This is a genomic window from Mycobacterium sp. SMC-2 (genome assembly GCF_025263485.1).
Classification (GTDB): Bacteria; Actinomycetota; Actinomycetes; order Mycobacteriales; family Mycobacteriaceae; genus Mycobacterium.
Map to the genome: position 1 here is coordinate 408,227 of NZ_CP079863.1, position 24,661 is coordinate 432,887.

At 69.5% G+C, this 24,661-nt stretch carries 26 protein-coding genes, 1 tRNA gene and 1 other RNA gene; 18 read left to right on the plus strand and 10 right to left on the minus strand.

The features are described 5' to 3' along the window. Positions 1-40 precede the first annotated feature (40 nt). Entirely contained in the window at positions 41-817 is a 777-nt protein-coding gene (locus KXD96_RS01915; protein WP_260742607.1) for a methyltransferase domain-containing protein, read from the plus strand. Here KXD96_RS01915 and KXD96_RS01920 read toward each other — a convergent pair. Beyond that, positions 814-1,251 (minus strand): SRPBCC family protein, encoded by a 438-nt coding sequence (locus KXD96_RS01920; protein ID WP_260742608.1) that lies wholly within the window; start codon positions 1,249-1,251, stop codon positions 814-816. The genes KXD96_RS01915 and KXD96_RS01920 overlap by 4 nt on opposite strands. A 66-nt stretch (positions 1,252-1,317) precedes the next feature. Here KXD96_RS01920 and KXD96_RS01925 point away from each other — a divergent pair, with 66 nt between their 5' ends. Beyond that, positions 1,318-2,709, plus strand: a complete 1,392-nt coding sequence (locus KXD96_RS01925) for an FAD-binding oxidoreductase (protein WP_260742609.1) — start codon at positions 1,318-1,320, stop codon at positions 2,707-2,709. Next, positions 2,706-4,010: a class I SAM-dependent methyltransferase gene (locus KXD96_RS01930; protein ID WP_260742610.1), complete on the plus strand. Its 1,305-nt coding sequence runs from the start codon at positions 2,706-2,708 to the stop codon at positions 4,008-4,010. The genes KXD96_RS01925 and KXD96_RS01930 overlap by 4 nt, the downstream gene beginning before the upstream one ends. A 1-nt stretch (position 4,011) precedes the next feature. Here KXD96_RS01930 and KXD96_RS01935 read toward each other — a convergent pair whose 3' ends face one another. From KXD96_RS01935 to ffs, 3 genes are all read right to left on the minus strand, one after another. Continuing rightward, positions 4,012-5,802 (minus strand): DNA polymerase III subunits gamma/tau, encoded by a 1,791-nt coding sequence (locus tag KXD96_RS01935; RefSeq protein ID WP_260742611.1) that lies wholly within the window; start codon positions 5,800-5,802, stop codon positions 4,012-4,014. Between the two features lie 108 nt (positions 5,803-5,910). Beyond that, the gene (locus KXD96_RS01940; RefSeq protein ID WP_260742612.1) at positions 5,911-7,203 is read right to left on the minus strand and encodes an aminotransferase class I/II-fold pyridoxal phosphate-dependent enzyme; all 1,293 of its coding nucleotides are present in this window, start codon (positions 7,201-7,203) and stop codon (positions 5,911-5,913) included. A gap of 76 nt (positions 7,204-7,279) precedes the next feature. Next, an RNA gene (gene ffs, locus KXD96_RS01945) (signal recognition particle sRNA small type) lies at positions 7,280-7,374 on the minus strand. Between the two features lie 65 nt (positions 7,375-7,439). On the opposite strand from ffs, the gene KXD96_RS01950 reads away from it, so the two are divergent. Together KXD96_RS01950 and KXD96_RS01955 are read left to right on the plus strand one after the other, a co-directional pair. Then, positions 7,440-7,525, plus strand: a tRNA-Ser gene (locus tag KXD96_RS01950). Between the two features lie 92 nt (positions 7,526-7,617). After that, positions 7,618-8,412: a hypothetical protein gene (locus KXD96_RS01955; protein WP_260742613.1), complete on the plus strand. Its 795-nt coding sequence runs from the start codon at positions 7,618-7,620 to the stop codon at positions 8,410-8,412. Between the two features lie 10 nt (positions 8,413-8,422). Here the strand turns inward: KXD96_RS01955 and KXD96_RS01960 are convergent, their stop codons facing one another. Both KXD96_RS01960 and KXD96_RS01965 read right to left on the minus strand, forming a co-directional pair. After that, positions 8,423-9,166: an enoyl-CoA hydratase/isomerase family protein gene (locus KXD96_RS01960; protein ID WP_260742614.1), complete on the minus strand. Its 744-nt coding sequence runs from the start codon at positions 9,164-9,166 to the stop codon at positions 8,423-8,425. Positions 9,167-9,180: 14 nt separating this feature from the next. Further along, positions 9,181-9,432 (minus strand): hypothetical protein, encoded by a 252-nt coding sequence (locus tag KXD96_RS01965; protein WP_260742615.1) that lies wholly within the window; start codon positions 9,430-9,432, stop codon positions 9,181-9,183. Between the two features lie 147 nt (positions 9,433-9,579). Here KXD96_RS01965 and KXD96_RS01970 point away from each other — a divergent pair, with 147 nt between their 5' ends. From KXD96_RS01970 to KXD96_RS01980, 3 genes are all read left to right on the plus strand, one after another. Further along, positions 9,580-10,059 carry a lipoprotein LpqH gene (locus KXD96_RS01970; protein WP_396877776.1) on the plus strand — a complete coding sequence of 160 codons (480 nt, stop codon included), beginning with the start codon at positions 9,580-9,582 and terminating at the stop codon, positions 10,057-10,059. 94 nt (positions 10,060-10,153) lie between these two features. Then, positions 10,154-11,854, plus strand: coding sequence for a hypothetical protein (locus KXD96_RS01975; RefSeq protein WP_260742616.1), 1,701 nt, complete (start codon positions 10,154-10,156; stop codon positions 11,852-11,854). Further along, entirely contained in the window at positions 11,851-13,197 is a 1,347-nt protein-coding gene (locus tag KXD96_RS01980; RefSeq protein ID WP_260742617.1) for a CHAT domain-containing protein, read from the plus strand. The genes KXD96_RS01975 and KXD96_RS01980 overlap by 4 nt, the downstream gene beginning before the upstream one ends. A gap of 3 nt (positions 13,198-13,200) precedes the next feature. Here KXD96_RS01980 and KXD96_RS01985 read toward each other — a convergent pair whose 3' ends face one another. Then, complete coding sequence (locus tag KXD96_RS01985) at positions 13,201-13,539, minus strand: hypothetical protein (RefSeq protein WP_313901612.1); 339 nt, start codon at positions 13,537-13,539, stop codon at positions 13,201-13,203. A 44-nt stretch (positions 13,540-13,583) separates the two neighbouring features. Between KXD96_RS01985 and KXD96_RS01990 the strand changes: the two genes are divergently transcribed. From KXD96_RS01990 to KXD96_RS02005, 4 genes are read left to right on the plus strand one after another with little or no spacing between them, the layout of a single operon-like run. Further along, positions 13,584-14,897 carry a hypothetical protein gene (locus tag KXD96_RS01990; RefSeq protein ID WP_260742619.1) on the plus strand — a complete coding sequence of 438 codons (1,314 nt, stop codon included), beginning with the start codon at positions 13,584-13,586 and terminating at the stop codon, positions 14,895-14,897. Continuing rightward, the gene (locus KXD96_RS01995; RefSeq protein WP_260742620.1) at positions 14,894-16,024 is read left to right on the plus strand and encodes a hypothetical protein; all 1,131 of its coding nucleotides are present in this window, start codon (positions 14,894-14,896) and stop codon (positions 16,022-16,024) included. Before KXD96_RS01990 ends, KXD96_RS01995 begins: the two co-directional genes overlap by 4 nt. 29 nt (positions 16,025-16,053) lie before the next feature. Continuing rightward, complete coding sequence (locus KXD96_RS02000) at positions 16,054-17,121, plus strand: dihydrodipicolinate reductase (protein ID WP_260742621.1); 1,068 nt, start codon at positions 16,054-16,056, stop codon at positions 17,119-17,121. Beyond that, positions 17,121-17,756: a cutinase family protein gene (locus KXD96_RS02005; RefSeq protein ID WP_396878672.1), complete on the plus strand. Its 636-nt coding sequence runs from the start codon at positions 17,121-17,123 to the stop codon at positions 17,754-17,756. The genes KXD96_RS02000 and KXD96_RS02005 overlap by 1 nt, the downstream gene beginning before the upstream one ends. Here KXD96_RS02005 and KXD96_RS02010 read toward each other — a convergent pair. Further along, positions 17,751-19,049, minus strand: coding sequence for a serine hydrolase domain-containing protein (locus tag KXD96_RS02010; RefSeq protein WP_260742622.1), 1,299 nt, complete (start codon positions 19,047-19,049; stop codon positions 17,751-17,753). The genes KXD96_RS02005 and KXD96_RS02010 overlap by 6 nt on opposite strands. 257 nt (positions 19,050-19,306) lie before the next feature. On the opposite strand from KXD96_RS02010, the gene KXD96_RS02015 reads away from it, so the two are divergent. Then, positions 19,307-20,323, plus strand: coding sequence for a phosphotransferase (locus KXD96_RS02015; RefSeq protein WP_396878674.1), 1,017 nt, complete (start codon positions 19,307-19,309; stop codon positions 20,321-20,323). On the opposite strand, the gene KXD96_RS02020 is transcribed toward KXD96_RS02015, so the two are convergent. Next, the gene (locus tag KXD96_RS02020) at positions 20,320-20,472 is read right to left on the minus strand and encodes a hypothetical protein (protein WP_260745593.1); all 153 of its coding nucleotides are present in this window, start codon (positions 20,470-20,472) and stop codon (positions 20,320-20,322) included. The genes KXD96_RS02015 and KXD96_RS02020 overlap by 4 nt on opposite strands. 61 nt (positions 20,473-20,533) lie before the next feature. Between KXD96_RS02020 and KXD96_RS02025 the strand changes: the two genes are divergently transcribed. The 4 genes from KXD96_RS02025 to KXD96_RS02040 are packed head-to-tail and all read left to right on the plus strand — an operon-like array spanning position 20,534 to position 23,627. Then, positions 20,534-20,707, plus strand: coding sequence for a CsbD family protein (locus KXD96_RS02025; RefSeq protein WP_260742624.1), 174 nt, complete (start codon positions 20,534-20,536; stop codon positions 20,705-20,707). A gap of 23 nt (positions 20,708-20,730) precedes the next feature. Further along, positions 20,731-21,411, plus strand: coding sequence for a cutinase family protein (locus KXD96_RS02030; RefSeq protein WP_396878676.1), 681 nt, complete (start codon positions 20,731-20,733; stop codon positions 21,409-21,411). 27 nt (positions 21,412-21,438) lie between these two features. Further along, positions 21,439-22,422 (plus strand): SDR family NAD(P)-dependent oxidoreductase, encoded by a 984-nt coding sequence (locus KXD96_RS02035; protein ID WP_260742625.1) that lies wholly within the window; start codon positions 21,439-21,441, stop codon positions 22,420-22,422. Positions 22,423-22,463: 41 nt separating this feature from the next. Continuing rightward, complete coding sequence (locus KXD96_RS02040; RefSeq protein WP_260742626.1) at positions 22,464-23,627, plus strand: zinc-binding dehydrogenase; 1,164 nt, start codon at positions 22,464-22,466, stop codon at positions 23,625-23,627. On the opposite strand, the gene KXD96_RS02045 is transcribed toward KXD96_RS02040, so the two are convergent. Further along, positions 23,611-23,946: a PPOX class F420-dependent oxidoreductase gene (locus KXD96_RS02045; protein ID WP_260742627.1), complete on the minus strand. Its 336-nt coding sequence runs from the start codon at positions 23,944-23,946 to the stop codon at positions 23,611-23,613. The two genes, KXD96_RS02040 and KXD96_RS02045, sit on opposite strands and share 17 nt — an antisense overlap. A 134-nt stretch (positions 23,947-24,080) precedes the next feature. On the opposite strand from KXD96_RS02045, the gene KXD96_RS02050 reads away from it, so the two are divergent. Then, on the plus strand, positions 24,081-24,659 hold the full coding sequence (locus KXD96_RS02050) for a TetR/AcrR family transcriptional regulator (RefSeq protein WP_260742628.1): 579 nt from the start codon (positions 24,081-24,083) through the stop codon (positions 24,657-24,659). Positions 24,660-24,661: the final 2 nt, after the last annotated feature.

The window sequence follows — 24,661 nt, forward strand, 5'->3', positions numbered from 1 at the left end:
GTCGGCAAAACGCGGTCGGTCACCGCCGCAATAGTTCATGATGTTGTATGTGGACAGCGGCGCTCACGAGATTGCGAGCATGCCGCGAGGCGGGCCGGACGCCTCCTGGCTGGACCGTCGCTTGCAGACCGCCCGACTGGAATACCTCGACCGCGAAGACGCCGACGATTTGAAGCAAAAGGTCGTCCGCGCACTCGACCGCGCAGGCCGGCGACGGTTCTTGGGTGCTCATGAGAAGTTGGCCAAAATCGTGCTTGCCGAGGTGGCCGATGTTCCCTCTCCGAAGATCCTCGAGCTGGGGGCCGGCCTCGGGGGGCTGTCGAGCAAGCTGCTGGAGATTCATCCCACGGCACACGTGACGGTCACCGACGTCGACCCCACGTTCGTGGCCGCCGTCGCCACCGGTGACCTTGGCAGTCACCCGCGGGCCACGGTGCGGGAGATGGACGCCACCGCAATCGACGCCCCGGACGGGCACTACGACCTCGCGGTGTTCGCGATGTCGTTACATCACCTGCCGCCTGCACTGGCCGCCCGAGTATTCGCCGAAGGGACTCGGGTCGCGGAGAAGTTATTGATCATCGATCTCCGCCGGCCGCCGGCACCGCTCCACTCGGTGGTGTTGGCGGCGACGTGGCCCTTCACCCGGTTGAGCCCGCTGGCGCACGATGGTTTCATCAGCCAGCTACGCGCCTACAGCCCGTCGGCGATGAGGGCACTCGCCCACTCGGCCGACCCGGCGATCACCGTAAAATTCCCCAACCAACGTTTGGGACCGACCGTGGCGGTTGCCAGTCGCGGTCGCGACTCGGCCTAGCTCTCCAGCTCCCGCTTCAGATTCGCCAAGACCTCGCCCTGAATCCTCTTCAGCCCCAACGGCGCGAAAGTCTTCTCGAAGAATCCCTTGACGCCGCCCGCGCCGGTCCAGGTGGTCTTCACGGTGACGCTGGAGCCGGGTCCGGCGGGGGCCACCGTCCAGTGGATGACCATCGACGAGTTCGCGTCCTTCTCGATGACGGAGTGGCCGGCGACGTCGACGTCGACCTGCACATCGCGGACGCGGGACTTGGTGGCCTGCAACTTCCATTTGGCGACCGTGCCCGCCCCCTGGCCGCCCTGCAATACCTGGTAGTCGCTGTACTGGGGCGACAGAATCTTCGGGCGCACCGTCTGATAGTCCGCGACGGCCGCAAGGGTGGCGGCCGGCTCCACATTGACCAAAATCGTGCTGGCAGCACTCACCTGTCCCACGACAACTCCTGAAGCTATGCCGCCCGCGCGCGGGTGCACGGGCTGTGGTCGAAGACTAGGGTATATGTGGTGCCTGTCCCTGGATCTGCACTCTCGGCGCACAAGTCGGGCGTTGACCGGTTGATGGCGAGCTATCGATCCATCCCCGCAACGTCCGCCGTCCGGCTCGCCAAGCCGACGTCAAACCTGTTCCGCGCCCGCACTAAACGCGACGCCCCCGGCCTGGACACGTCGGGGCTGACCGGCGTGCTGAGCGTCGATCCCGAATCCCACACCGCCGACGTAGCCGGCATGTGCACCTACGAGGATCTGGTCGCCGCGACTTTGCCTTTTGGCCTTTCACCGCTCGTCGTCCCGCAACTGAAGACGATCACACTCGGCGGGGCGGTCAGCGGATTGGGCATCGAGTCGGCGTCGTTTCGCAACGGCCTGCCCCACGAATCGGTGCTGGAGATGGACATCCTCACCGGCGCTGGCGATTTGCTCACCGCATCCCGCACCCAGCACCCCGACCTGTTCCGCGCCTTTCCCAATTCCTATGGGACGCTTGGCTATTCAACCCGGTTGCGGATCGAGCTGGAGCCCGTCGCGCCGTTCGTCGCGTTGCGGCACGTGCGGTTCCGCTCGTTGCCCGCGCTGATCGCGGCGATGGAACGCATCATCGACACCGGCGGGCAGGGCGGCACGCCCGTCGACTATCTCGACGGGGTGGTGTTCAGCGCCGACGAGAGTTATCTGTGCGTGGGTCGGCGAACCACCACGCCGGGACCGGTCAGCGACTACACCGGGAAGAACATCTACTACCAGTCGATCCGGCACGACTCCCCCGGGGTGGAAGCCACCAAGGACGACCGGCTGACAATGCACGACTACTTCTGGCGCTGGGACACCGACTGGTTCTGGTGCTCGAGTGCGTTCGGTGTGCAGAACCCGCGGCTGCGGCGCTGGTGGCCGCGCCGGTACCGGCGCAGCAGCGTCTACTCGAAGCTCGTCGCCATGGACCGGCGCTTCGGTATCGCCGACCGGATCGAGAAGCGCAAGGGCCGTCCCCCGCGCGAGCGGGTCGTCCAGGACGTCGAGCTGCCGGTCGAACGGACCTGCGAGTTCTTGGAGTGGTTCTTGGGCAACGTGCCCATCACGCCGATCTGGCTGTGCCCGCTGCGGCTGCGCGACCACGAGGGCTGGCCGCTGTATCCGATGCGGCCGGACCACACGTACGTCAATGTCGGCTTTTGGTCCTCGGTGCCGGCGGGCGACACGGAAGGTGAAACCAACCGGACGATCGAAGCGAAGGTGAGCGAGCTCGACGGGCACAAGTCGCTGTATTCCGACTCGTACTACGCCCGCGAGGAATTCGACGAGTTGTACGGCGGCGAGGCCTACAAAACGGTCAAGAAAATCTACGATCCCGATTCCCGTCTCCTCGACCTCTATGCAAAGGCGGTACAACGGCGATGACCACGACAAAAGAACACCGCACGAGCGGAAAGCTGAGCATGGCGCAGATCCTGGAGATCTTCGCGGCGACCGGGCGCCACCCGCTGAAGTTCACCGCCTACGACGGCAGCACCGCCGGAAGCCGAGACGCCGAACTGGGCCTGGATCTTCGGAGCCCGCGCGGCGCCACGTACCTGGCCACGGCTCCCGGCGAACTCGGTCTCGCCCGCGCGTACGTGGCGGGCGATTTGGACCTGTACGGCGTCCACCCGGGCGATCCCTACCAGCTGCTCAAGCGGCTGACCGACCGCGTCCAATTCAAGCGGCCGCCGGCGCGCGTGCTCGCCAACGTCGTGCGTTCGATGGGGCTGGAGCGGCTGGTGCCGGTCCCCCCGCCGCCGCAGGAGACACCGCCCCGGTGGCGCCGGATCGCCGACGGGCTGATGCACACCAAGACGCGTGACGCCGAGGCCATCCACCACCACTACGACGTCTCCAACACGTTCTACGAATGGGTGCTCGGCCCGTCGATGACGTACACCTGCGCGGTGTATCCCGACGCCGACGCGACGCTGGAAGAGGCCCAGGACAACAAATACCGGCTGGTCTTCGAGAAGCTGAGGCTGCAGCCCGGCGACCGGTTGCTCGACGTCGGCTGCGGCTGGGGCGGCATGGTGCGCTTCGCCGCGCGACGCGGCGTCCGCGTGATCGGTGCGACCCTGTCGGGCGAGCAGGCGAAGTGGGCGCAACGGGCGATCGAAGACGAAGGGCTGAGCGACCTCGCCGAGGTGCGCCATTCCGACTACCGCGACATCGCCGAGGGCGGATTCGACGCCGTGTCCTCGATCGGGTTGACCGAGCACATCGGCGTCAAGAACTACCCGGCCTACTTCGGGTTCTTGAAGTCGAAGCTGCGCACCGGCGGCCTGCTGCTCAACCACTGCATCACCCGCCACGACAACAAGTCGACCTCGTTCGCCGGCGGCTTCACCGACCGGTACGTCTTCCCGGACGGCGAGCTGACCGGCTCGGGCCGCATCATCACCGAGATCCAGGACGTCGGGTTCGAGGTGCTGCACGAGGAGAACTTCCGGCATCACTACGCCATGACGCTGCGGGACTGGTGCCGCAACCTGGTCGAGCACTGGGACGAAGCGGTCGACGAGGTCAACCTGGCCACCGCCAAGGTGTGGGGCCTGTACATGGCGGCCTCGCGGGTGGCCTTCGAGCAGAACAACCTGCAGCTGCACCACGTGCTGGCGGCCAACGTCGACGCGCGCGGCGACGACCACCTGCCGTTGCGGCCCTGGTGGACACCCTAGCTCAGGCGTTGTCGATCCGGCGGGCGCCCAGCTCGTTCTGGAGCAGCTCCAAAGCGACCTCCTCGGGGTCGCGGCGCGGCTCGGACGGCTCCGCGCGGCCGGCTTCGGCGAGCATGTGTTCCTCTTCGGCGCGCTGAGCCACGTCGGGCGTGGGCTCTTCCGCCGCCGGGGTCGGCGGGGCGGACTCGACCGGCGCGGCGGCCCCCACCTCACAGCGCACCCGCCAGTTGACGCCCAGCGCATCCTTGAGAGCTTCGGCGATGACGTCGGCGTTGCGCTGTTCGCACAGCCGCTTGGCCAACGGCGCCGAGGAATGCGTCAGCACCAGCGTGTTGTCCTCGATCGCGCGGACGGTGGCCCCCGCCAGCATCACCTCGGTGGTGCGGCTGCGCTGGCGCACCTTGTCGCGCACCGTCGGCCACATGCTTCGCACCGCGGCGGCGTTGAGTTCGCCGGGCGCGGCGTGCGGTTCTGGGGCCGGCGCCGGGACGGGTTCGGGCACCGGCTCGCGCGGGGCTTCGGGCTCGGCCACCTTGGGCGGGGCGGCCTCCCTGGGCGGGGCGGCCTCCCTGGGCGGGGCGGATTCCGTCCGGGGCCGCGGTGGGTGCGCGGCGGCCGTCTCGGCGGCGGGAATGGACATGTCCAGCCGGGTCTCGATCCGCTCGACGCGCTGCAGCAGCGCCGACTCGGTGTCGCTTGCCGAGGGCAGCAGCAGCCGCGCGCAGACGACCTCGAGCAGTAGGCGGGGGGCGGTCGCGCCCCGCATCTCTCCCAGCCCTGCCTGCACGACCTCGGCGTAGCGGGTCAGGGTCGCCGTCCCGAGGCGGGCCGCCTGGTCGCGCATCCGGTCCAGTACGTCCTCCGGGGCGTCCACCACGCCGCGGCTGACCGCGTCCGGAACCGCTTGCAGCACGATGAGGTCACGGAACCGTTCCAGCAGGTCGGTGGCGAAGCGGCGCGGGTCGTGGCCCGCGTCGATCACCGACTCCACCGCACCGAACAACGCCTCGGCGTCGGACGCGGCGAGGGCGTCCACCGCGTCGTCGATCAGCGCGACGTCGGTGGCGCCCAGCAGCCCGAGCGCCCGCTGATAGGTGACGTGGGCGCCCTCGGCGCCCGCCAACAGCTGATCGAGCACCGACAGCGTGTCGCGGGGCGAGCCGCCGCCGGCGCGGATCACCAGCGGGTAGACCGCGTCGTCGATGACGACGCCCTCCTGCTCGCAGATCCGCCCGATCAACGCCCGCATGGTCTTCGGTGGCAGCAGCCGGAACGGGTAGTGGTGGGTGCGCGACCGGATCGTCGGCAGCACCTTCTCCGGTTCGGTGGTGGCGAAGATGAAGATGAGGTGCTCGGGCGGCTCCTCCACGATCTTGAGCAGCGCGTTGAACCCCGCGGTGGTCACCATGTGCGCCTCGTCGATGATGAACACCCGATAGCGCGACTGCGCGGGCGCATAGAACGCGCGGTCCCGGAGCTCGCGCGTGTCGTCCACGCCGCCGTGGCTGGCCGCGTCGAGTTCCACCACGTCGATGCTGCCGGGGGCATTGGGTGCCAACGCCGTGCAGGACTCGCACACCCCGCAGGGAGCGGCCGTCGGGCCCTGCGCGCAGTTCAGCGACCGGGCCAGGATGCGCGCCGACGAGGTTTTCCCGCAGCCGCGCGGACCGGAGAACAGGTAGGCGTGGTTGATCCGGCCTGCTTCCAGGGCGATCGACAGTGGTTCGGTGACGTGCTCCTGCCCCACCACCTCGGCGAAGGTTGCCGGTCGGTACTTGCGGTAGAGGGCCACGGTCAGCAGGCTACCGGCGAGCGGTGACTAGAGCTCGGCTGGCATCGAGTGTGCGCCAGCGGCTTCGAGTGTGCGCCCACGGCGCACTCGCGCGGCGTGTCGTCGCCGTCAGCGCACACTGAATGCGGAGGGCGCCAGCAACGACTCGGAGGCCGCGAGCAGCGCGCAGGTGGCCAGCCCGTCGACCGCGTCACGCAGGTCCGGCAGCGACGGGAAGGTGGGCGCGATCCGGATGTTCTTGTCCTCCGGGTCTTTCCGGTACGGGAACGACGCACCCGCCTCGGTCACGGCGATCCCCGCGTCCTTGGCCAGGGCCACGGTCCGGCGCGCGGTCCCGGGCAGCACGTCGAGGCTGATGAAGTAGCCGCCCTGGGGTTCGTTCCACGAGGCGATCTTGGAGTCGCTCAGCCGCTCGTCCAGGATGTCCAGCGCCAGCTCGAATTTGGGCGCCAATATCTGCTGATGCCGCAGCATGTGCAGGCGCACCCCGTCGGCGTCGCGGAAGAAGCGCAGGTGCCGTAGCTGGTTGACCTTGTCCGGGCCGATCGACTTCTTCCCCGCGTACTGCAGGTACCACGCGATGTTGCCCAGCGATCCGCCGAGGAAGCTCACGCCCGCACCGGCGAACGTGATCTTGGAGGTGGACGCGAAAACGTAGGGCCGGTTGGGGTTGCCGGCCGTGGCGGCCAGCCCGAGCACGTCGACCTGACGGATGAACTCGTGCGTCAGGGTGTGCACCGCGTATGCGTTGTCCCAGAACAGCCGGAAATCGGGCGCCGCCGTTCGCATCTGGACCAGCCGACGCACCGTTTCCCACGAGTAGGTGATGCCGGTGGGGTTGGCGAACACCGGCACCGACCACATGCCCTTGATCGCGGGGTCGGCGGCGACCAGCTCCTCGATCAGGTCGACGTCGGGCCCGTCGGCCAGCATCGGCACGGGGATCATCTCGATGCCCATCGTCTCGGTGATGGCGAAGTGCCGGTCGTAGCCGGGAACGGGGCACAAAAACTTGACGCTCGGTTCGTCCTTCCAGGGCCGCTGGGAGTCGACGCCGCCGTAGAGCATCGAGAAGGCGACGACGTCGTGCATCAGCTCCAGGCTCGAGTTGTTGCCGGCGATCAGGTTGGGCACGCCGATGCCGAGCAGCTCTCCGAAGATGGCCCGCAGCTCGGGCAGCCCGTGCAGGCCGCCGTAGTTCCGGGTGTCGGTGCCCTCGCTGTCGCGGTAGTCCTCCCCGGGCAGGCTGAGCAGCTGGTTGGACAGGTCCAGCTGTTCCGGCGCCGGTTTGCCGCGGGTCAGGTCGAGGGCCAACTTCTTGGCCCGCAGATCCGCGTAATCCTGCTGGTGGCGCGCGTGTGCGGCGGCAAGCTCTTCAGGGCTGAGGGAATCCAGCGACACGGTGGACCCTTTCGCTGCTCCTAGTGGCGATCGCAAGCGCGGCGAAGCCGGGCGCAGCGGGTCGCCACTCATCAAACATAGGGGACCCCGCGCACCCGACAGAGCCCATTGACCCTTGCTGCCTTCCGGCCCTGGGGGAGTTCACAGGATAGACGCCGCGCGGGGTCCACCGCGAGTCTAATACCTGGCGCAGAGCAAGTGCCGGCCGCTATGGCGGCCTCGGTTACCATGGCCACGGAGGATTCGCCTAGTGGCCTATGGCGCTCGCCTGGAACGCGGGTTGGGTTAACAGCCCTCGCGGGTTCAAATCCCGCATCCTCCGCAATTGGTCCGCCATGCGGACAGGCACGAATTGGTATGGATTCGGGTTGGCCGCCTTTAGGCTGGCGTGAACTCACCACCACGAGGAGGGGTATGGGGCGCAAGATTGCGGTGCCGTGGCACCTGCTGTGCTCTCTCGTCGCCGGCGCCCTCTACTTCTTTTTCGTGTTGCCCCGTTGGCCGGAGCTGATGGGTGACACCACGCATTCGTTGGGGACCGGGCTGCGGATTACGACGGGTGCGCTCGTCGCGCTGGCCGCGCTGCCCGTGGTGTTCAACCTGTTGCGGGTGCGCAAGCCGGAGCTGGGGACGCCGCAGCTGGCCCTGAACCTGCGGGTCGCGTCGATCGTGTGCCACGTGCTGGCGGGCTCGCTGATCGCCGGAACGGCGATCAGCGAGATCTGGCTCAGCCTGGACGCCGCCGGACAGTATCTGTTCGCCATCTATGGGGCGGCCGCCGCGATCGCGGTGCTCGGGTTCTTCGCGTTCTACCTGTCGTTTGTCGCCGAGTTGCCGCCGCCACCGCCGAAACCGATCAAGGCGAAGAAGCCCAAGAAGCGTCGGTTGCGCCGCAAGAAGGGCGACGAGGCCGACGTCGAGGAAACCACCGAAGACACCGAGGAAGAGGCCGAGGCCGGCGAGCCTGACGAGGCCGAAGAAACCGAGGCCGGGAAGACTGAGGAAGCCGAGACCGTCACGGCCGGGACCCCCGAGGCTGCCGAGCCCGAAGCCGCCGAACCCGAAGAGACCCTCGAGCCTGGGGTCGAACCCGCCGAGGAGACCGAGGAAAGCCAGGCCCGGTTGCGCAACCGTCGCCCGACGGGGAAGGGCTCGCATCGGATGCGGCGCCGGCGCACCCGGGGCGGGGTGGCCCTCGACGAGGAATAGCCGGCCCTGATCAGTCGCGCCGCCGCAGGCGCTCCACGTAGGCGGCGAGGCGTTGCAGCGTCTCGTCCGCGCCCCACATCCGGCGGACCTCGTCGTCGATAGCGCCGCCCTGGCGAATCCGCGCCAGCGTCGGGGCCCGCAGCTGGGTCTTGGTCTGGCGATAGGCGCCGGCCGGGATGCCGCCGAGATCCGACGCCTCCGCCATGGCCGTCTCGAGGAGATCCTCGGCGACCACGCGATGCGCGAGTCCGCGGGCCACGGCCTCGGCCCCCCGATAGTTGTGGCCGCCCAGCAGCACCTCCTCGGCGTGGTCCCCGCAGGCGTAGCGCATCACCTCCAGCGCGGCGACCGGAAACGGCACCCCGACGCGCACCTCGGCCGCGCCTATGGGCGCCTCGGGGCCGATGAGGCGGCGGTCGCAGGCGCACGCGAGCACGCACCCGCCCGCGATGGCGGCACCGTTGATCGCGGCGACGGTCGGGCCCGGATACGAGAACATCGCCTCGAACGCCGCGGACAGCGCGGGGACCAGCCGATCGGTGTAGCCGGCGCCGCCGTCGACCACGCGGTTGAGGTCGACCCCGGCGCTGAACGCCCGGCCGGCTCCAGTGACGACCAGCGCGCCGGCGTCCGAACGCTCCAACTCGCGAACCGTCGAGGTGAGCTCGTCGAGCAGCTCGACGTCCTGGGCGTTGACGGGCCCCGACGACAGGGTCAGCACGTGCACGGTTTCCACGGTGTTGATCTCGATCATGGTCACATCCTTGATCAGCGGCTCACGGCCGCGATGACGACGGGGATATCGGTGTTCTCGTCGGCGTGGTAGCTCGCGCACACGCGGGGGTAGCCGTCGGCGACCTGCGGCGGGGCGCCGGCCGAGAGGTCGCCGCGCACCAGCAGGATGGGCGACAGCGGTTGGCCCTTCTCGATTTCGGTCAGGTCCGCGAGCATGGCGAGGTAGTCCGCCGCCGCCGGAAAGTCATGGGCCTCAGGCTTTTCCAGCCCCTTTACGCTCAGCATCGGGTGCCTCCTCTGGTCTGCGCCGGCCTCGACGCAGCCTACCGGCCCGACGCCGCCGCGAAATTTGGGATCGGTAGCGAATCCGGCGGTCTGTACTTGCGCCATGACGACGCCAGCGGGGCGGCGCATGGAGGAAGGAACCGCAAAGTGAAACGAGTTCTCGCGGCTGCGATTGGCACACTGGGCGCCGCTTCGGTGCTGGTGGGGTGTTCCAGCGGCGGCCACACGGCCAGCACGGCATCGAGCACCGCACCCAGCGTCGCCAGCGGCGGCGGGGCGCAGGTCAAGGTCGGCGGCACCGACCTGGCGGGCCTGGACCCGGCCTCGGTGACGTGCGTCAAGTCGGGCGGCAAGATCAACATCGGCAGTGGTTCCAGCGGTGGACGGCAGGCGCTGGCCGTCGTGATGAGCGACGAGGCCACCCCGAAGGTCGAATCGCTGGCAATGGTTGTCGACGGCAACGCGCTGTCGGTCAGCAACAACATGGGTGCGAAGGTCGGCTCGGCCGACGTGGCGGTGGACGGCAAGACCTACACCATCACCGGACAGGCGCAGGGCGCCGACCTGAAGAACCCGATGGCCGGGATGATCACCAAGGATTTCAACATCAAGGTGACCTGCGGCTGATCGGTTGCGACCGGGCGGCGGACGTGCTCACTCACGCGTCCGCCGCTCGCCGCTTTCCCCGCCCGCACGACACCCGCGGACTTATGATGCAGCCGTGTCGATACCCGATGAGTTGGACCGCGCGCGCCGCTTGGCGTTCGCGGCCGAGGAAGCCGGGGCGCGCGATCTGTTGCTGTCCTTGATACCGCGCATCGAGCGGGAAGACCGGGACGATCTGATGTTGGAAGTGCTCGCGCAGCTCGGCGAGATCTACCTCGACCGCGGCGCGAATGACGGGGTGCGCGAATCCATCCGGCGCATTCAGGACTGCGTAAACGTCTACGCGAGCATGCCCGCCGACGCCGACGTCACGCACATGGTCCGCCGGTACTCGCGGCGGGCTCAGTTCCTGCAAATCGGCCTCGCCGCGGCTATCGGCGATCACGAAGGCGCGGCTAAGGCGCTGGCGGTGTTGGATTCCGAGGACTCCGACACCGATTCCCCCGACCTCGCCGACGAACACGCGCGCCTGCGCCTCCAGGCGCTGGTCCTGTGCGCGACCGCGCTATGCGACGACGACCTGCATGTCCGATCAGTCCCGTTGTGGGAGAGCGCTATTCGCGATATCAGTGACTACCGTGGCGGCGGCGAGGCCGCTGATCACCTTCGGGTCGTCGCCGGCACCGGCTACGGCAGGTTCTGCGTCGAAACCGGCCGGCTGCCGGAAGCCGATCCCTGGCTGCGCCGCGCGGAAGCCCGGGCCCAGGCCAACGGCTGGGAACTCGCCACGGCGCGAGCGCGATTGGAGCGGGCGACCGCGTGCTGGGCGGCCAACGACCACGCCGGCACCGAGCAACTGGTTTCCGAGGCCTATCCCGTCATCGCCCGTCACGCCCGGGCGCACGACGTCGCCCGCTGCTGGCTGTACATGGGACTCACCCGGCTCGGGGCCGGCGCGCTGGAGGCCGCCGACGAATGCTGGGAACACGCCGAGCGGCACTGGCGCGAACTGGGCAAGCCGCTGTATCTGCACCGCATCCTGTTGCAGCGCAGCTGGATAGCGATCTTCTGGAGCCGCTTCGCCGACGCGGTGGAGCTGATCGCCGAGGCCCGCGAACTGCTCGACTCGTCGCCGCGCAGCAGCTGGCTGCAGTACGCGCTGCTCGACAATCATCTCGGCACGGTGTGGCGCGCCGACGCGTTGGCCGACCTAGGCTTCGACAGTTCCGGGGATCCCGACGAGACGCTGCAGGAGACCGAGGCGCGGCAGGCGGAGGGGCTCGGCATCCTGCATGGCGAGGTCGGCACCGACGAATACCGGCGCGGCATGACCAAACTCGAGCAGGCCGCAGAGCTCAAGGTGCCGGCCGCGCTGGCGGTCGACTCGGTGCGCTATTCGATCGCCGACGCCGACGCGAGATCCCGCTGGGCCACCAGCGTTGCGGCGCCCGTCCTGGCCGGCGCCTTCGCCGTCGCCTGGGAATGGGAGAACACCGAACTGATCAGTGAACTGGTCGAATACCACAGCGCGCGAGGGACTTTCGATACCGGCCCGCAGCGGGCGCGAACCGGGGAATGGGCGTCGACGGCCACCGCTCCGGTCCCCATCGACCCCGACGTCGAGGCCGCCCCGGCGCTGGCCGCGGCCGGCTCGCCGGCCCCCGGCGACGCGTCGCTGACGCGGCTCGGACCGTTGCCGCCGTTGCGGATGCAGCCGGACGCCGAGCCGATCCTGAGTCACTATCGCGCGCTGGCCTTCCAGCGCTACGGCCGCGACGTCACCGCGGCCGAGCCGGCCTGGTCGACCTGGCCATGAGCGACGCGGATCGCACGACCCTGATCCTGCGGTACGCCGACGTCGGGATCGCCACCTACGCCAGCTTGCGCATCGTCGGGCAGCCCTCGAGAACCGTCACCTGGGTGATCGAAGAACCGCTGCTGCTGGCCGCGCTCGAAGAACTGCTGAACGCCCTGCCCGAACCGCACGGCTCCGAGAGCCGGCGCGACGCCATCGAGCGCGCGCTGATCACCGGGCCGTTCGCGGCGCCGGAGAGCGAGCTGACGCTCGCCTACATGCTGGGGGTATTGCTGATCGGCTCCCCCGGCTGGCAGTTGTTGGCCGAGTGCGTGGCCACGCCCCGCGCGGTGCTGTTCGTCTCGCCCAGCGCGCGGCTGGCGCGCGTCCCCTGGGGGCTCCTTGCGGTGCCGAAATCGGGACCCAGCAAGGAAGAATTGGTGCGCGCCCGCCAGGAGGCCATCACCGCCAGCGGCAGGGCCGCGGCCCGGATCCCCTGGCAGCTCGCCGATATCGGGCAACACACCGACGGCCACCGGCTGATGGAACTGGTCGACGTTCTGCTGGCGGTCCCGCCGAACATCGTGCACTCACCGCGGGCGCCGGCCGGATGGGGCGCCAGGAAGAGCGGTCCGCCGCTACTGATCCTCGACCCCCGGGTGCCGGGGCAGCGCCCGGACTCCGCGCTGGGATCGGTGCTCGGCAGGCCCTCGCCGGAGACGCCACTGGCGCGGCACTTCACCGGCGTGCTGGAGCACCGGCCAGTGCTGCCGGCCGTCGACGCCGCGGTGGAACTGTTTCGCCGCCAGGACGCCGATCGCACGTGGCTGGCCAAGCTGCTGGCCCAGGCCCCGAGCAGGCTGCTCTATGTGGGGCACGCGAGTTCGGCGGAGGGCCAAGCCGATCGGGCCGCGCTGCACCTGGCCGACACCGCCGAGATCCCCGGAGACGCCGACGCGATCGGTGATCATCGCCCGCTGACCGCGTCGGACCTGATGGGCCTGCAACTGCCGATGCCGCCGCGGGTGGCCATGCTCGCGTGCGGGTCGGGTGGGGACTATCAATTCGACGAGGCGACCGGGCTGGTGGCGGCGATGATCCTGGGCGGCGCGCAGTTGGTGACCGCCACCTTGTGGTCGCTGCCTACCACCGCGGCGTATCGCCAGTTCACCGCGGCGGCCGCCGATCCGATGGCCGATGCCGTGATCGCCGTGGATCGCGCCCACGACGCCGAGGACGACGCCGGGTGCGCGGTGAACCGATGGCAGCGCCAACAGATGCGTCGCTGGCGCGACGGCGAGACCGCGGCCAGCCCGCTGTATTGGGGCGCGGTGGTCAGCTTCGCGGTGGACGGCGCACGATAGCGCTCACCGCGATCCCGCCCACGCCGCGTGCACCGCCAGTACGTCGTCGGGCAGCGAAAGCCTTTCGCGCGCAGCGGGATCGAACGCGACCAGCACCACCAGGCCTGGGCGCAGCATCGACACGTCGAGATCGTCGCCGCACCGCGCCAACTTGCCGACGAACGTCTCCCCGGAGACCTCGACCACCTCGATGAAGACCTGACGCTCGACCGTGCGCACGGTGCCGACCCCGACGGCGCGGTCCCCGCCGCCGCGCCGCCGGGCCCACCTGATCCGGTCCAGCAGCACCCACAGCCTGTTCATGCGACCAGGGTGAGGCCGCCGGCCGGCTACCGAACCCAAGTTTTCGGCTGCCGCGTTTCACGCGATGCGCCTATCCTGTGCCGATGAGCGCGGACTCGCAGCTGGCCGTGGCGCTCGGCCACCCACGCCGGTCGGTGATCGACGCTGCCTGGCGGGCGATCGGCCCCGGCGTGGAAGTGCTCAGCAGCGACGACGGCGGCCCGTTGAGCCGCACCGTCAAACGCATCATCGACCCGCTGGTGCTGCGGTTGCGGTCCAACCCGCAGTATTCGGCTCCCGTCGTGAGCCCCGAGACGGCCGCGGCGATGCGCGACCTGATCGTGGGCAGCGGTCCGGAATTACGTTCGGCCGCCGCGTGGTTCGAGGTGCTCAAGATGGAGCGCCGCCGGCAGCGCATCCGCACCGGAAACGCCCAGGAACTGTACTTTCCGGTGTGCTTCGAGCTCGCGGTGACGAAAGGCCCACCGGCAGCACAGGATCGCCAGACGGCGGCCGCGGTGCTGGAAGACGTCCACCAGGGCCGCGACCGCACCGCGATCGAGGTGCTGCACCAGTATGTGGCCGATCCCGAGGTGGTCGCCAAGCTGGCCGACCAGCTCGAACGCAGCTGGCGCGACGTGCGGGCCGGCCACACCGTCACCGGAGGGTTCCTGGCCGAACTCGCCACCGTGCTCGGGCCAGCCAACAGCCACCGCAGCGCGACGGCCCGGCAGCGCGTCTGGTCGGCGATGATCGCCGATGCCACGCCGTACAACCTGGGGGCGCTGGCCCGTGACGAGGCGGCGCAGCTGCCGTGGTCGATAGTGGACCTGGGGCTGAGTTCGATTGCGCCGCAACGTCGCCCACGCGTGGTCGGCGGCGCCGACAGCGACCGGCCGCTGGACCGCAGCGTGGTGGACCGGGTGCGCGCGACCCTGCGCCGCGCCCTGGACCGCGACGCGTTGCCCGATATCCCCCTGTTGTGCGAGGAGGAAGTCGACCGCGCCTGCGCGCCGTGGGGGCTGCTGTCCGAGGACAAGCAGGCGACGCTGGTCGCGGGCATCGAGATAGCGGTGGAGCTGGCCCCGCTGGATCCGTCCGTCGCCAGTCGCTACGCACTGGCGGCGCAGATTCAGGCGCGGCTGCGCAAGGAGGCTTACGTGCTGCACGCCCGGCGCTACCTCGCCGACGGCGGCCCGATCCATCCCCGCCAACGGCAGGTGGTCGACGACCTCGCCGCATACGCCCAGCCTTACCTGAACCGCCTGTGGGCGCGGCTGCACGGGCGCGACGTGTGGCAGGAGCCCTGCGACGACGTCGACGACGTGCGGTCGCTGCTCGAGGGGGTCGCGCGCTCGGTGAGCCTGGACCACCGGCAGCGGATCAAGGCGATGCTGGAATTGCAGGTGGCTGGATGAGATTGGTTGCCGATTCCGGTCTGTGGAGCACCGGCCCGGTCAGCGAGGCGACCCCGCTGGCCGCGGTGCTGGAGGTCAGCGGCGCCGTGCTGTCATGGACCCTGGACGACCCGGACGATGCGGGAATCCACATCACGTTCACGGATTTCGGCCGCGCCGACTGGCTTTGGCGGGTCCTCGGCGAGCCCGGGCACGTCGCGCTGGCTTCCGCCGTGGGGTCGGCCGACGAGCCGCACAGCATCGACCTCGCCGGCGTGGACATCCTGCCGGGGTCGCTGCGCGCGCTGCGCAGGCTGGCCGTCGGCCATTGGCTGCGACGCTGGTGGCCCGCCAGTCGGCAGGACGGCATCGCCGGGCTGGATCGCGCGCTGCTGGACCTCGAGGTCGCGGTGCTGACCACCGGCGCGCAGGGCTTCTTCGCCGATGACACCTTGGATTCCGACGTCGCCGACTTGCTGGCGCCACACGCCGCCGCCCTGGCCGCGCACGTCGCCGACGGAGATCCGCGCGCCCTCGAGCTGGTGCGGGCGGGCGCCCGCCTGGCCGACGAATTCGGAGTGGACGGCCACGGGTGGCCCGAACTGTTTGCCGCCCTTGATGATTCGGATGCGGTCTTGCTCTTCCCGAGCGGACGCCGCGACGACTACGCCCTGGCCGCCGGCGCCGACTCGGGTCCGCGCGCCGCGGCTCCGATCGCCCGCGGTGTCGCGTCCGTGCATTGGGGCGGGGTTCCGCCCGGGATCTTCGATGCGGGCGAAGACACCGTCGACTGGACGATCGAGGCGGCCGAAACGGCGGTCGTCGCCCTCGTGCGGGTGGCCGTCATCGGCCCGGACGCGCCCACCGGTATCGGGGTGCGGCTGCGCTCCGGGGAGATCACCGGCGCCGGCGCCCTGGACGCCGACGGCCGCGCGACCCTCCCCCTGCTCGACGCCCGGCAACGGCCCCTCTCGGAGGCGGAGGCCTGGGACCACGATTGGTCGGCGACGTCGGTGGTCATCGGGGCCGAGACCACGGAGCCGACGGAAACCCGGGAGCGGGTTCGGCGGTGGGCGCGGGCGCGGCTGGACCGGCCGGCGGACGACGCCTTTCTCGCCGAAATATTGGCGGCCGAATCCGCCTACTAAGGCGGGCCCCCATTCCCTATGCTGAGCGAGTGCCAAACACCTATCGCGTGGTTCAGTGGAACACCGGCAACGTCGGCAAGAGCTCGCTGAAGTCGATCGTCACCAACCCCACCCTGGAACTGGTGGGCTGCTATGCCTGGTCAGCCGAGAAGGTCGGCCGCGACGCCGGCGAACTGGTCGGGATCCCGCCGCTGGGCGTGGCGGCCAGCAACGACGTCGACGCGCTGCTCGCGCTCAAACCGGACTGCGTGGTCTACAACCCGATGTGGATCGACGTCGACGAGCTGGTCCGCATCCTGTCCGCGGGCGTCAACGTGGTGACCACGGCGTCGTTCATCACCGGGGGAAACCTCGGCAGCGGCCGCGAGAAAATCGTGGAGGCCTGCGAGAAGGGCGGCTCGACGATCTTCGGGTCCGGGGTCAGCCCGGGTTTTGCCGAGCTGTTGGCCATCGTGTCGGCGATGGTGTGCAACCGGATCGACAAGGTCACGGTCAACGAGGCCGCCGACACCACGTTCTACGACTCGCCGGAGACCGAGAAGCCGGTGGGCTTCGGCCAGCCGATCGACCACCCGGACCTGCAGGCGATGGCCGAGAAGGGCACGGCCATCTTCGGCGAGGCCGTGCGGTTGGTCGGTGACGCGCTCGGTGTCGAGCTCGACGAGGTGCGCTGCGTGGCCGAATTCGCCCAGACCACGGCGGATCTCGAGATGGCGTCCTGGACCATCCCCGCGGGATGCGTGGCGGGCGTCTACATCAGCTGGCGGGGCATCGTCGGCGGGCAGACGCTCATCGACCTGAACGTGCGGTGGCGCAAGGGGCAGACGCTCGAGCCCGACTGGAAGATCGACCAGGACGGCTGGGTCGTCCAGATCGACGGGCAGCCGACGGTGACCACCAAGGTGGGCTTCCTGCCGCCGCCGTACTTCGAGGCCACCACGCTCGAGGAGTTCATGGACCTCGGCCACATCATGACGGCGATGCCCGCGATCAACGCGATCCCGGCCGTCGTCGCCGCGGCGCCGGGCATCGTCACCTACGCCGACCTTCCGCTGACACTGCCGCGTGGGAACGCCTATGTCAGCATTGAGGGGTGATTGCGCCGCGCATCGTCCTTAGCGCTGCGGCCGCGGTGACGTCGGCGGTGTTGGGCGGGCCGGTCAACGCCCCCGCCGCTCATGCCGACCCGTGCCCCGCCGTCGAGGTGGCGTTCGCCCGCGGCACCGGCCAGCCCCCCGGTGTCGGCAGCGTGGGCCAGGCGTTCGTCGACTCGCTCGGCTCCCAGATTCCCGGGCGGTCGATGGGTGTCTACCCCGTCAACTACCCCGCGACCGAGGCCTTCGCGGCGAGCGCCCGCAACGGTGCGGACGACCTTGTTGCCCACGTAGGGGACATGATGGGTCGCTGCCCCAACACTCGATTGGTGCTCGGCGGATTTTCGCAGGGCGCGGGGGTGATCGATTTGGCCGCGCCGGCCATGCCGCCCCAGGCGGCGGACCACGTCGCGGCGATCGCCGTCTTCGGCAATCCGACGAGCGCGCTCGCGAATCGCTTGTCGGGCACCGTGTTCCCCCCGATCGGCCCGCCGTACGACGCGAAGACCATCGACATGTGCGCCGCCGGCGATCCGGCGTGCTCCGATGGCTCCACCATCAACGTCTTCGCGCACGGTTCGTACGTGCAGTCCGGGATGACCGCCCAAGCCGCGAACCTCGTCGCCGCCCGGCTATAGGGCCGCCTTGCGCCGAGCGGGCTTGGCGTAGGCGGCGCCGAGCTGCGGCACCTGCAGCGGGCCCTGATCGCGCGCGGCCAAGATGGCGTTGCGCAGCGGACGGGCCAGGCCCGCAAAGGATCCCATGTCGAACAGCAACGGCGTCAGCAACCGGTTGTGGACGAAACCGAACGAGCTGCCCGCCTCGGGGTCGGCCCAGCCGAGTGTCCCGCCCAGACCGACGTGGCCGAAGCCGCGCAGCAGGCCGGGCACCGGCGATTCGTGGTAGCCGAGGTGAAATGGCATGGGCACCATCATGTTTGCGTCGGGCCATTTCCGCCGCGCCTGGCCGGCCAGGCCGCGCGCCAACTCCTCGGACAGATACTTCTTGCCGTCGATGCGGCCGCCGTTGGCCAGCACGGCATACATCTTCGCCAACCCGCGGCCCGTCACCACGCCGTTGGCGGCGGGGACCTCCCCGTCGAGGAAGGGGGTGTCCCCCTTGACCAGGGAGACGACGCCGGGGAAGTACATCGCGCCCAGCGCGCCGGAGAACGGCAGGCCGGCCACCTTGGGCGCGATGAAGTGGAACACCGGGGTGCGCAGCCTGCCGTGCGGGATCAGGATCTGCGCGGCCTGGGTGGGCGAGCCTTCCGGCGGGCGGCCGAGGTGCAGGCCGTCGGTGTTGAGCGGACGCGCGACCTCCTGGCGGATCAGCTCCCGCATGCCCTTGCCCGTGATCGCCCTGGCCAGACCGGACAGCAGCCAGCCGTAGGTCAACGCGTGGTAGGCCTGCACGCCCCGCAGGTGGTCGACCGGCGCGGCGGCCAGGCGTTCCTCCATCAGGGCGTGGTCCATCAACTGCGCCTTGGTGACGCCGCGCAGGTGCGACAACCCCGAGCGGTGCCGCAGGACGTCGCGAACCGTTATCTGGGCCTTCCCGTTGGCCGCGAACTCGGGCCAGTATTCGGCGACGGGAGCGTCATAGGACAGTAGGCCGCGGTCGGCCAGCCGATGGATCACCGTCGACGCGACACCCTTGGTCGCCGAGAACACCATCGCGCCGGTGTCGGCCGACCAGAGCTGGGTGCCGGCCCGGTCCGACCATCCCGTCCAGACGTCGACGACGGGCACGCCGTCGACGTAGACGCTCAGCGCCCCGCCGCCGAACCGGCGGCCGGGAAACAGCTGCGCGAACAGCTTGACGACGTTGGCGAAATGGGGGTCGGCCGCGCCGGAGACACCGCGTGGCAGACCGTCGCCGGTGACCAGATGACCCGACGGTGTAACGGTGCCGCGCCGCCCCGCTACCACGGGGACGAAGCTATCAGCCGCGCTCTATCCGAGTTGGGGTTTCACCGCGAGATCCCGTCGAGGATCGCGTCGAGGAGGCCCTCGAATTCGGTGTCGAGCGGGCGGTTCGGCGGCATGCGGTAACTTCCCCTGCAGCCAGTAACGACACGGATCGTGTCGTTGCTGGCTCACCATGCGCCATCACGACGACGGGACCGCCGGTGAACACACTGCCTTTGACCGTGCCGCGGGGTTGGGACGAGATCACCCCGGCCTGGATGTCGGCGGCCCTGGCCGGGCGTCATCCGGATGCGGTCGTCGACGGGGTGGCCGTCCAGCTGCGCGACGACGGCACCAACCGGCGCGCCCGGCTGGCGCTGAGCTACGCGGCCGGCACCGGTCCCGCCACGGTCTTCGTCAAGGCCGCGGACCCGGCGCACAAAGAGCTGATCCGGATGACCAGCGGGATGTTCCACGAGCCGCGACTGTTCTCCTCCGGCGTCGAGCTGCCGCTCGAGCACCCGGCCGTGTACGCGGCTCTGATCGATGAGGACGCCTACGACTTCGTCATGGTCATGGAGGATCTGAACGCCCGCGCGGCGGACCCGCGTGATTCGCTGCGGCCGCTGACGGTTGAGCAGGCGGCCTCCGGGGTGCGCGCCCTCGGAAGGCTGCACGGCCGCTACTGGGGCGAGCGCGTCACGCGGCATCCGGGCCTCGCCTGGCTGGAACCGTTCCTGCCCTTCGACGGGCTGCAGTACGCGCCGCTGCCGTCCGCCCTTCAGCGCCTCGAACCCGGCACCCCCGCCGAGGTGCTTCAGATGACCATTGACCAGCTCGTGGAGTCGGTGTGGAAGCCCTACATCCGCACGCTCACCACATCGCCGCAGACCTTGCTGCACGGCGATCCCCACATCGGCAACACGTACGTGACCCCCGACGACGAAGTCGGCTTCCTCGACTGGCAGATGGCGCGGCGCGGGAACTGGTCCCTTGACCTTGGCTACTTCCTGCAGGGCGCCCTGACCGTCGACGATCGCCGGGCACACGAACGCGCCCTTTTGGACGAGTACCGCGACGCGCTCGGGCTGCCGGACACCGAGCTGCCGTCCCGTGACGAGCTCTGGCTGCGCTATCGGGCGTCGGTCGCACACGGGCTGGCCTTGTGGCTGTGCACGGCCAGCGCGGGCGGCGGGCTGTGGCAGCGCGTCGAAGTCGCCGTCGCCCTGGCACAGCGGTACGCGACCGCCTTCGGCGACCTGGAAAGCGCGGCGGCGATCGCCGCGATCGCCTAGCTGGGCGGGTCCGGGGGCTCCGGGCCGGGCGGTGGCCCGGTCGGCGAGTCCCTCAAATACCGGCGTAGCCGAAGCAGTTGGTTGACCACCATGCCGATGCCGAGGAGCATCAACCCCACGACCACTGCCACCACGATTGCGGCGCTCACGCCCTCCATGATGGCAGGGCGGGGGTTTCAACCTCTGCCAATGCGGGGTAGCCACAGCGGCATGAGTAGCGAGGACAAGCTGAAGAACAAGATCGAAGACCTCGGCGGCCGGGCCAAGGAGGCCATCGGCAGGGCCACCGGGGACCACGACACCAGGGACGAGGGCCGGGCGGACCAGGCGAAGTCCAGCCTGAAGGACGCGGGCGAAAAGGTGAAAGACGCGTTCAAGAAGTGAGCAGACTTGCCGAGCTGCGCCGGCTGCCGGCGCTCGTTGGACTAGCGGCGTTGGTGGCCGGCGCCCTGGTCTCCAGCGCGCCGAGCCCGTCCGCGTCCGCGGAGCCGTGCCCCGATGTCGAGGTGGTGTTCGCCCGCGGGTCGGGTGAGCCGCCCGGCGTCGGCGGGATCGGCGGGTCGTTCGTGGACGCGCTGCGGCCGCAGGTCGGCTCCCGGTCGCTCGGGGTGTATGCGGTCAATTACCCTGCGAGCACTGACTTTTCGAATCCCAACTTCCCACAGACCGTCGTCGACGGCATCCGTGACGCCAGTTCGCACGTGGAAACCATGGCCAAGAACTGCCCCAACACCCGCGAGGTGCTCGGCGGGTACTCGCAGGGGGCGGCGCTGGCCGGGTATGTGACCTCGGCGGCCGTGCCGCCGGGCGTGCCCGCGTCGTCCGTGCCGCCGCCGATGCCCGCGGACGTCGCCAATCACGTCGCCGCGGTCACCCTCTTCGGAACGCCGTCGGGTGATTTCCTGCAGAAGTACCACGCACCGCCGCTCGCCATCGGCCCGCGGTATCAGCCGAAGACCCTGGAGCTGTGCGCCCAGGGCGACCCGGTGTGCGGCACCGGCAATGGCAACGAATTCGCCGCGCACACCTCCTACGGGGTGAACGGCATGACGAGCCAGGCCGCCAAGTTCGCCTCCAGTCATCTGTAGGCCGCACGGCCCTGTAAGGATCGCACCGTGCGCGTTCTGATCACAGGGGGTACGGGATTCGTCGGCGGCTGGACGGCCAAGGCCATCGCCGACGCGGGGCACTCCATCCGGTTCCTGGTGCGCAACCCGGCGAAGCTGAAGACCTCGGTGGCGAAGCTGGGCGTCGACGTGTCCGACTTCGCCGTCGCCGACATCACCGACCGCATGGCGGTGCGCCAGGCGTTGGACGGGTGCGAAGCCGTCGTGCACAGCGCCGCCCTGGTCGCCACCGATCCGCGGCAGACGACGCAGATGCTCACCACCAACATGCAGGGCGCCCAGAACGTCCTCGGCCAGGCGGTCGAGCTCGGCCTGGATCCCATCATTCACGTGTCGAGCTTCACCGCGCTGTTCCATCCGGGCCTTCAGACGTTGACCGCCGACCTGCCGGTGGTCGGCGGGGCCGATGGATACGGAACGTCCAAGGCGCAGGTCGACATCTATGCCCGCGGGCTACAGGATGCCGGCGCGCCGGTGAACATCACCTACCCCGGCATGGTGCTCGGCCCCCCGGTCGGCGACCAGTTCGGCGAGGCCGGCGAGGGCGTCAAAGCGGCCGTGCAGATGCACGCGATCCCCGGGCGGAGCGCCGCGTGGTTGATCGTCGACGTCCGCGACCTGGCCGCGTTGCACGCGGCGCTGCTGGAGCCCGGACGCGGGCCGCGCCGCTACACCGCGGGTGGCCATCGGGTACCCGCGGCCGAGCTGGCGGCCATGCTCGGCGAGGTTGCCGGGACTCCCATGGTCTCCGTCCCGATTCCGGACACGGCTTTGCGCGTCGCGGGGGCGGTGATGGATCGGGCCGGCCGCTTCCTGCCGTACGAGACGCCCTTCACGTGGGCCGGGATGCAGTACTACACGCAGATGCCGGCATCCGACGATTCGCCCAGCGAACGCGAACTCGGCATCAGGTACCGGGATCCGCGGGAAACCGTGGCGGACACGTTGGCGGCGTACCGCGCGGCGACCTAGGCTTTCCGCGGGCTCGAGCAACGACGTCAGGGGATCACAGAATGAAAAGCGTGGCCTGCACCAACGCAAAGCTCGAAGTGGTCGACACCCCGACGCCGACCCCCGCGAAGGGCCAATTGCTGATCGAAGTCGTGCGGTGCGGCATCTGTGGATCGGACCTGCACGCCCGCCGCCACTGCGACGAACTCGCCGACGTGATGGCCGAGTCCGGGTACGACGCGTTCATGCGATCGGATCAGGCGGTGGTTTTCGGTCACGAATTCTGCGGCGAGGTACTGGATTACGGGCCGGGCACACGCCAGGCTCCGCGGCGCGGCACGCCGGTCGTGGCCCTGCCGCTGCTGCGGCGCGGCAAGCAGGTACACGGGATAGGGCTGTCTGCGATGGCGCCGGGCGCCTACGCTGAGCAGCTTCTGGTCGAGCAGTCGCTGACGTTCGCCGTCCCCAACGGGTTGTCCCCCGAGATCGCCGCGCTGACCGAGCCGCTGGCCGTCGGGTGGCACGCCGTTCGGCGCGGGGAGGTCAAGAAGGGTGACGTCGCGATCGTGATCGGTTGCGGCCCAATTGGTCTCGCGGTGATCTGCATGCTCAAGTCGCACGGCGTGCGCACCGTGATCGCGAGCGACTTCTCACCGGGCCGCCGGTCGCTGGCGACGGCCTGCGGGGCCGACATCGTCGTCGACCCCGCGCAGGACTCGCCGTATGCGACCGAGGCGGGCCGCAAACACCTGCACGGCATCCTGGAGGCGTTCGACCTCGCGGTCGGGACGATCGAGAAGCTGCGGCGGCTGCGGCTGCCGTGGTGGCATCTCTGGCGCGCCGCCGAGGCCGCCGGCGCCGCGACGCCCAAGCATCCCGTCATCTTCGAATGCGTCGGCGTGCCCGGCATCATCGACGGCATCATCGCCGGCGCACCGCTGTTCTCGCGCGTCGTCGTTGTCGGCGTCTGCATGGGTGCCGACCACATTCGTCCGGCAATGGCGATCAACAAGGAGATCGATCTGCGGTTCGTGCTCGGCTACACGCCGCTCGAGTTCCGCGACACCCTGTACATGCTCGCCGACGGCAAGGTCAACGTCGCGCCGCTGATCACCGGTACGGTCGGATTGTCCGGCGTCGAGGCCGCGTTCGATGCGCTCGGGGATCCCGAGGCGCACGCGAAAATCCTGATCGACCCCAAGAGCGACGCTAACCGGCCGGTTTGATCTCGAGGCCGACGTGCACCTTGTCGATGCCACCGCGGACGATCGAGTGCGCGTAGAACCACCAGGCGTGGTACCAATACCGCTTGAGGACGGCGTTGTAGACGCGCCGCGTCTCGGACTTGGGCAGCACCCGGGCGACGCCCTCGACCTCTTCGCTCTTGGGTTTGCCCAGTGCGCCGCTCTTGGCGATCGTCACCCGGGGTGTGTTGTTGATCCGCTTGGTTTTCCACGATCCGTCGTCGGTGATCACCAGCAGTTTGCCGCCGTCGGGCACACCCCAGATCGGTGTCGGCTTGGGACGGCCGTCCTTCCTGTGCACGAATATTGGGAAGCCGGTTCCCCGCTCACCCCACTTCCTAATCCTGGACCCGTCACCGCAGCCCCGTCACGCTAGACTTTTGGGCGATCGCCCAAGCGCTCCCGCATCCCGGTCCATCGACAGGAACACACATCATGACCGCTTCCGAACGACCGAAGGCGCGGGATTCCACGGCGCGCGACATGCTGATCGACGCGACGATCCAAATCATGGTCGACGAGGGCTACGCCGCGGCTACGTCGCGCCGCGTGGCGGCCGAAGCCGGCGTCAAACCGGCCTTGGTGCACTACTACTTCCCCACCATGGACGAGCTCTACCTGAACGTCTTCCGGCGCGGCGCGGCCGCCTACCTGGACCGCCAACAGCGGGCGTTGGCCTCCGACCGCCCCCTGCATGCCTTTTGGGACACGCTCATCGAGCCCAAGGACACCCGCCTGCTGCTGGAGTTCATGGGGCTGGCCAACCACCGCAAGGAGATCAGGGCAGAGATCGCGGCCTGGCTGCAGCGGTGGCGCGACATGCAGACCGCCGCGCTGAATACCATCGTCCGCGAAAAGGATTTGGATACTGGCGATTTCCCGCCCGCCGGCATCGCGGTCATCATCGCCGCGGTGGGTCGCATGCTGATCCTGGAACAGGCGTTGGGCGCCACCACCGGCCACCAGGAAGCCGTCGGGCTGGTGAATCGTTTCGTCAACAGGTTCGAGAGCTAGGT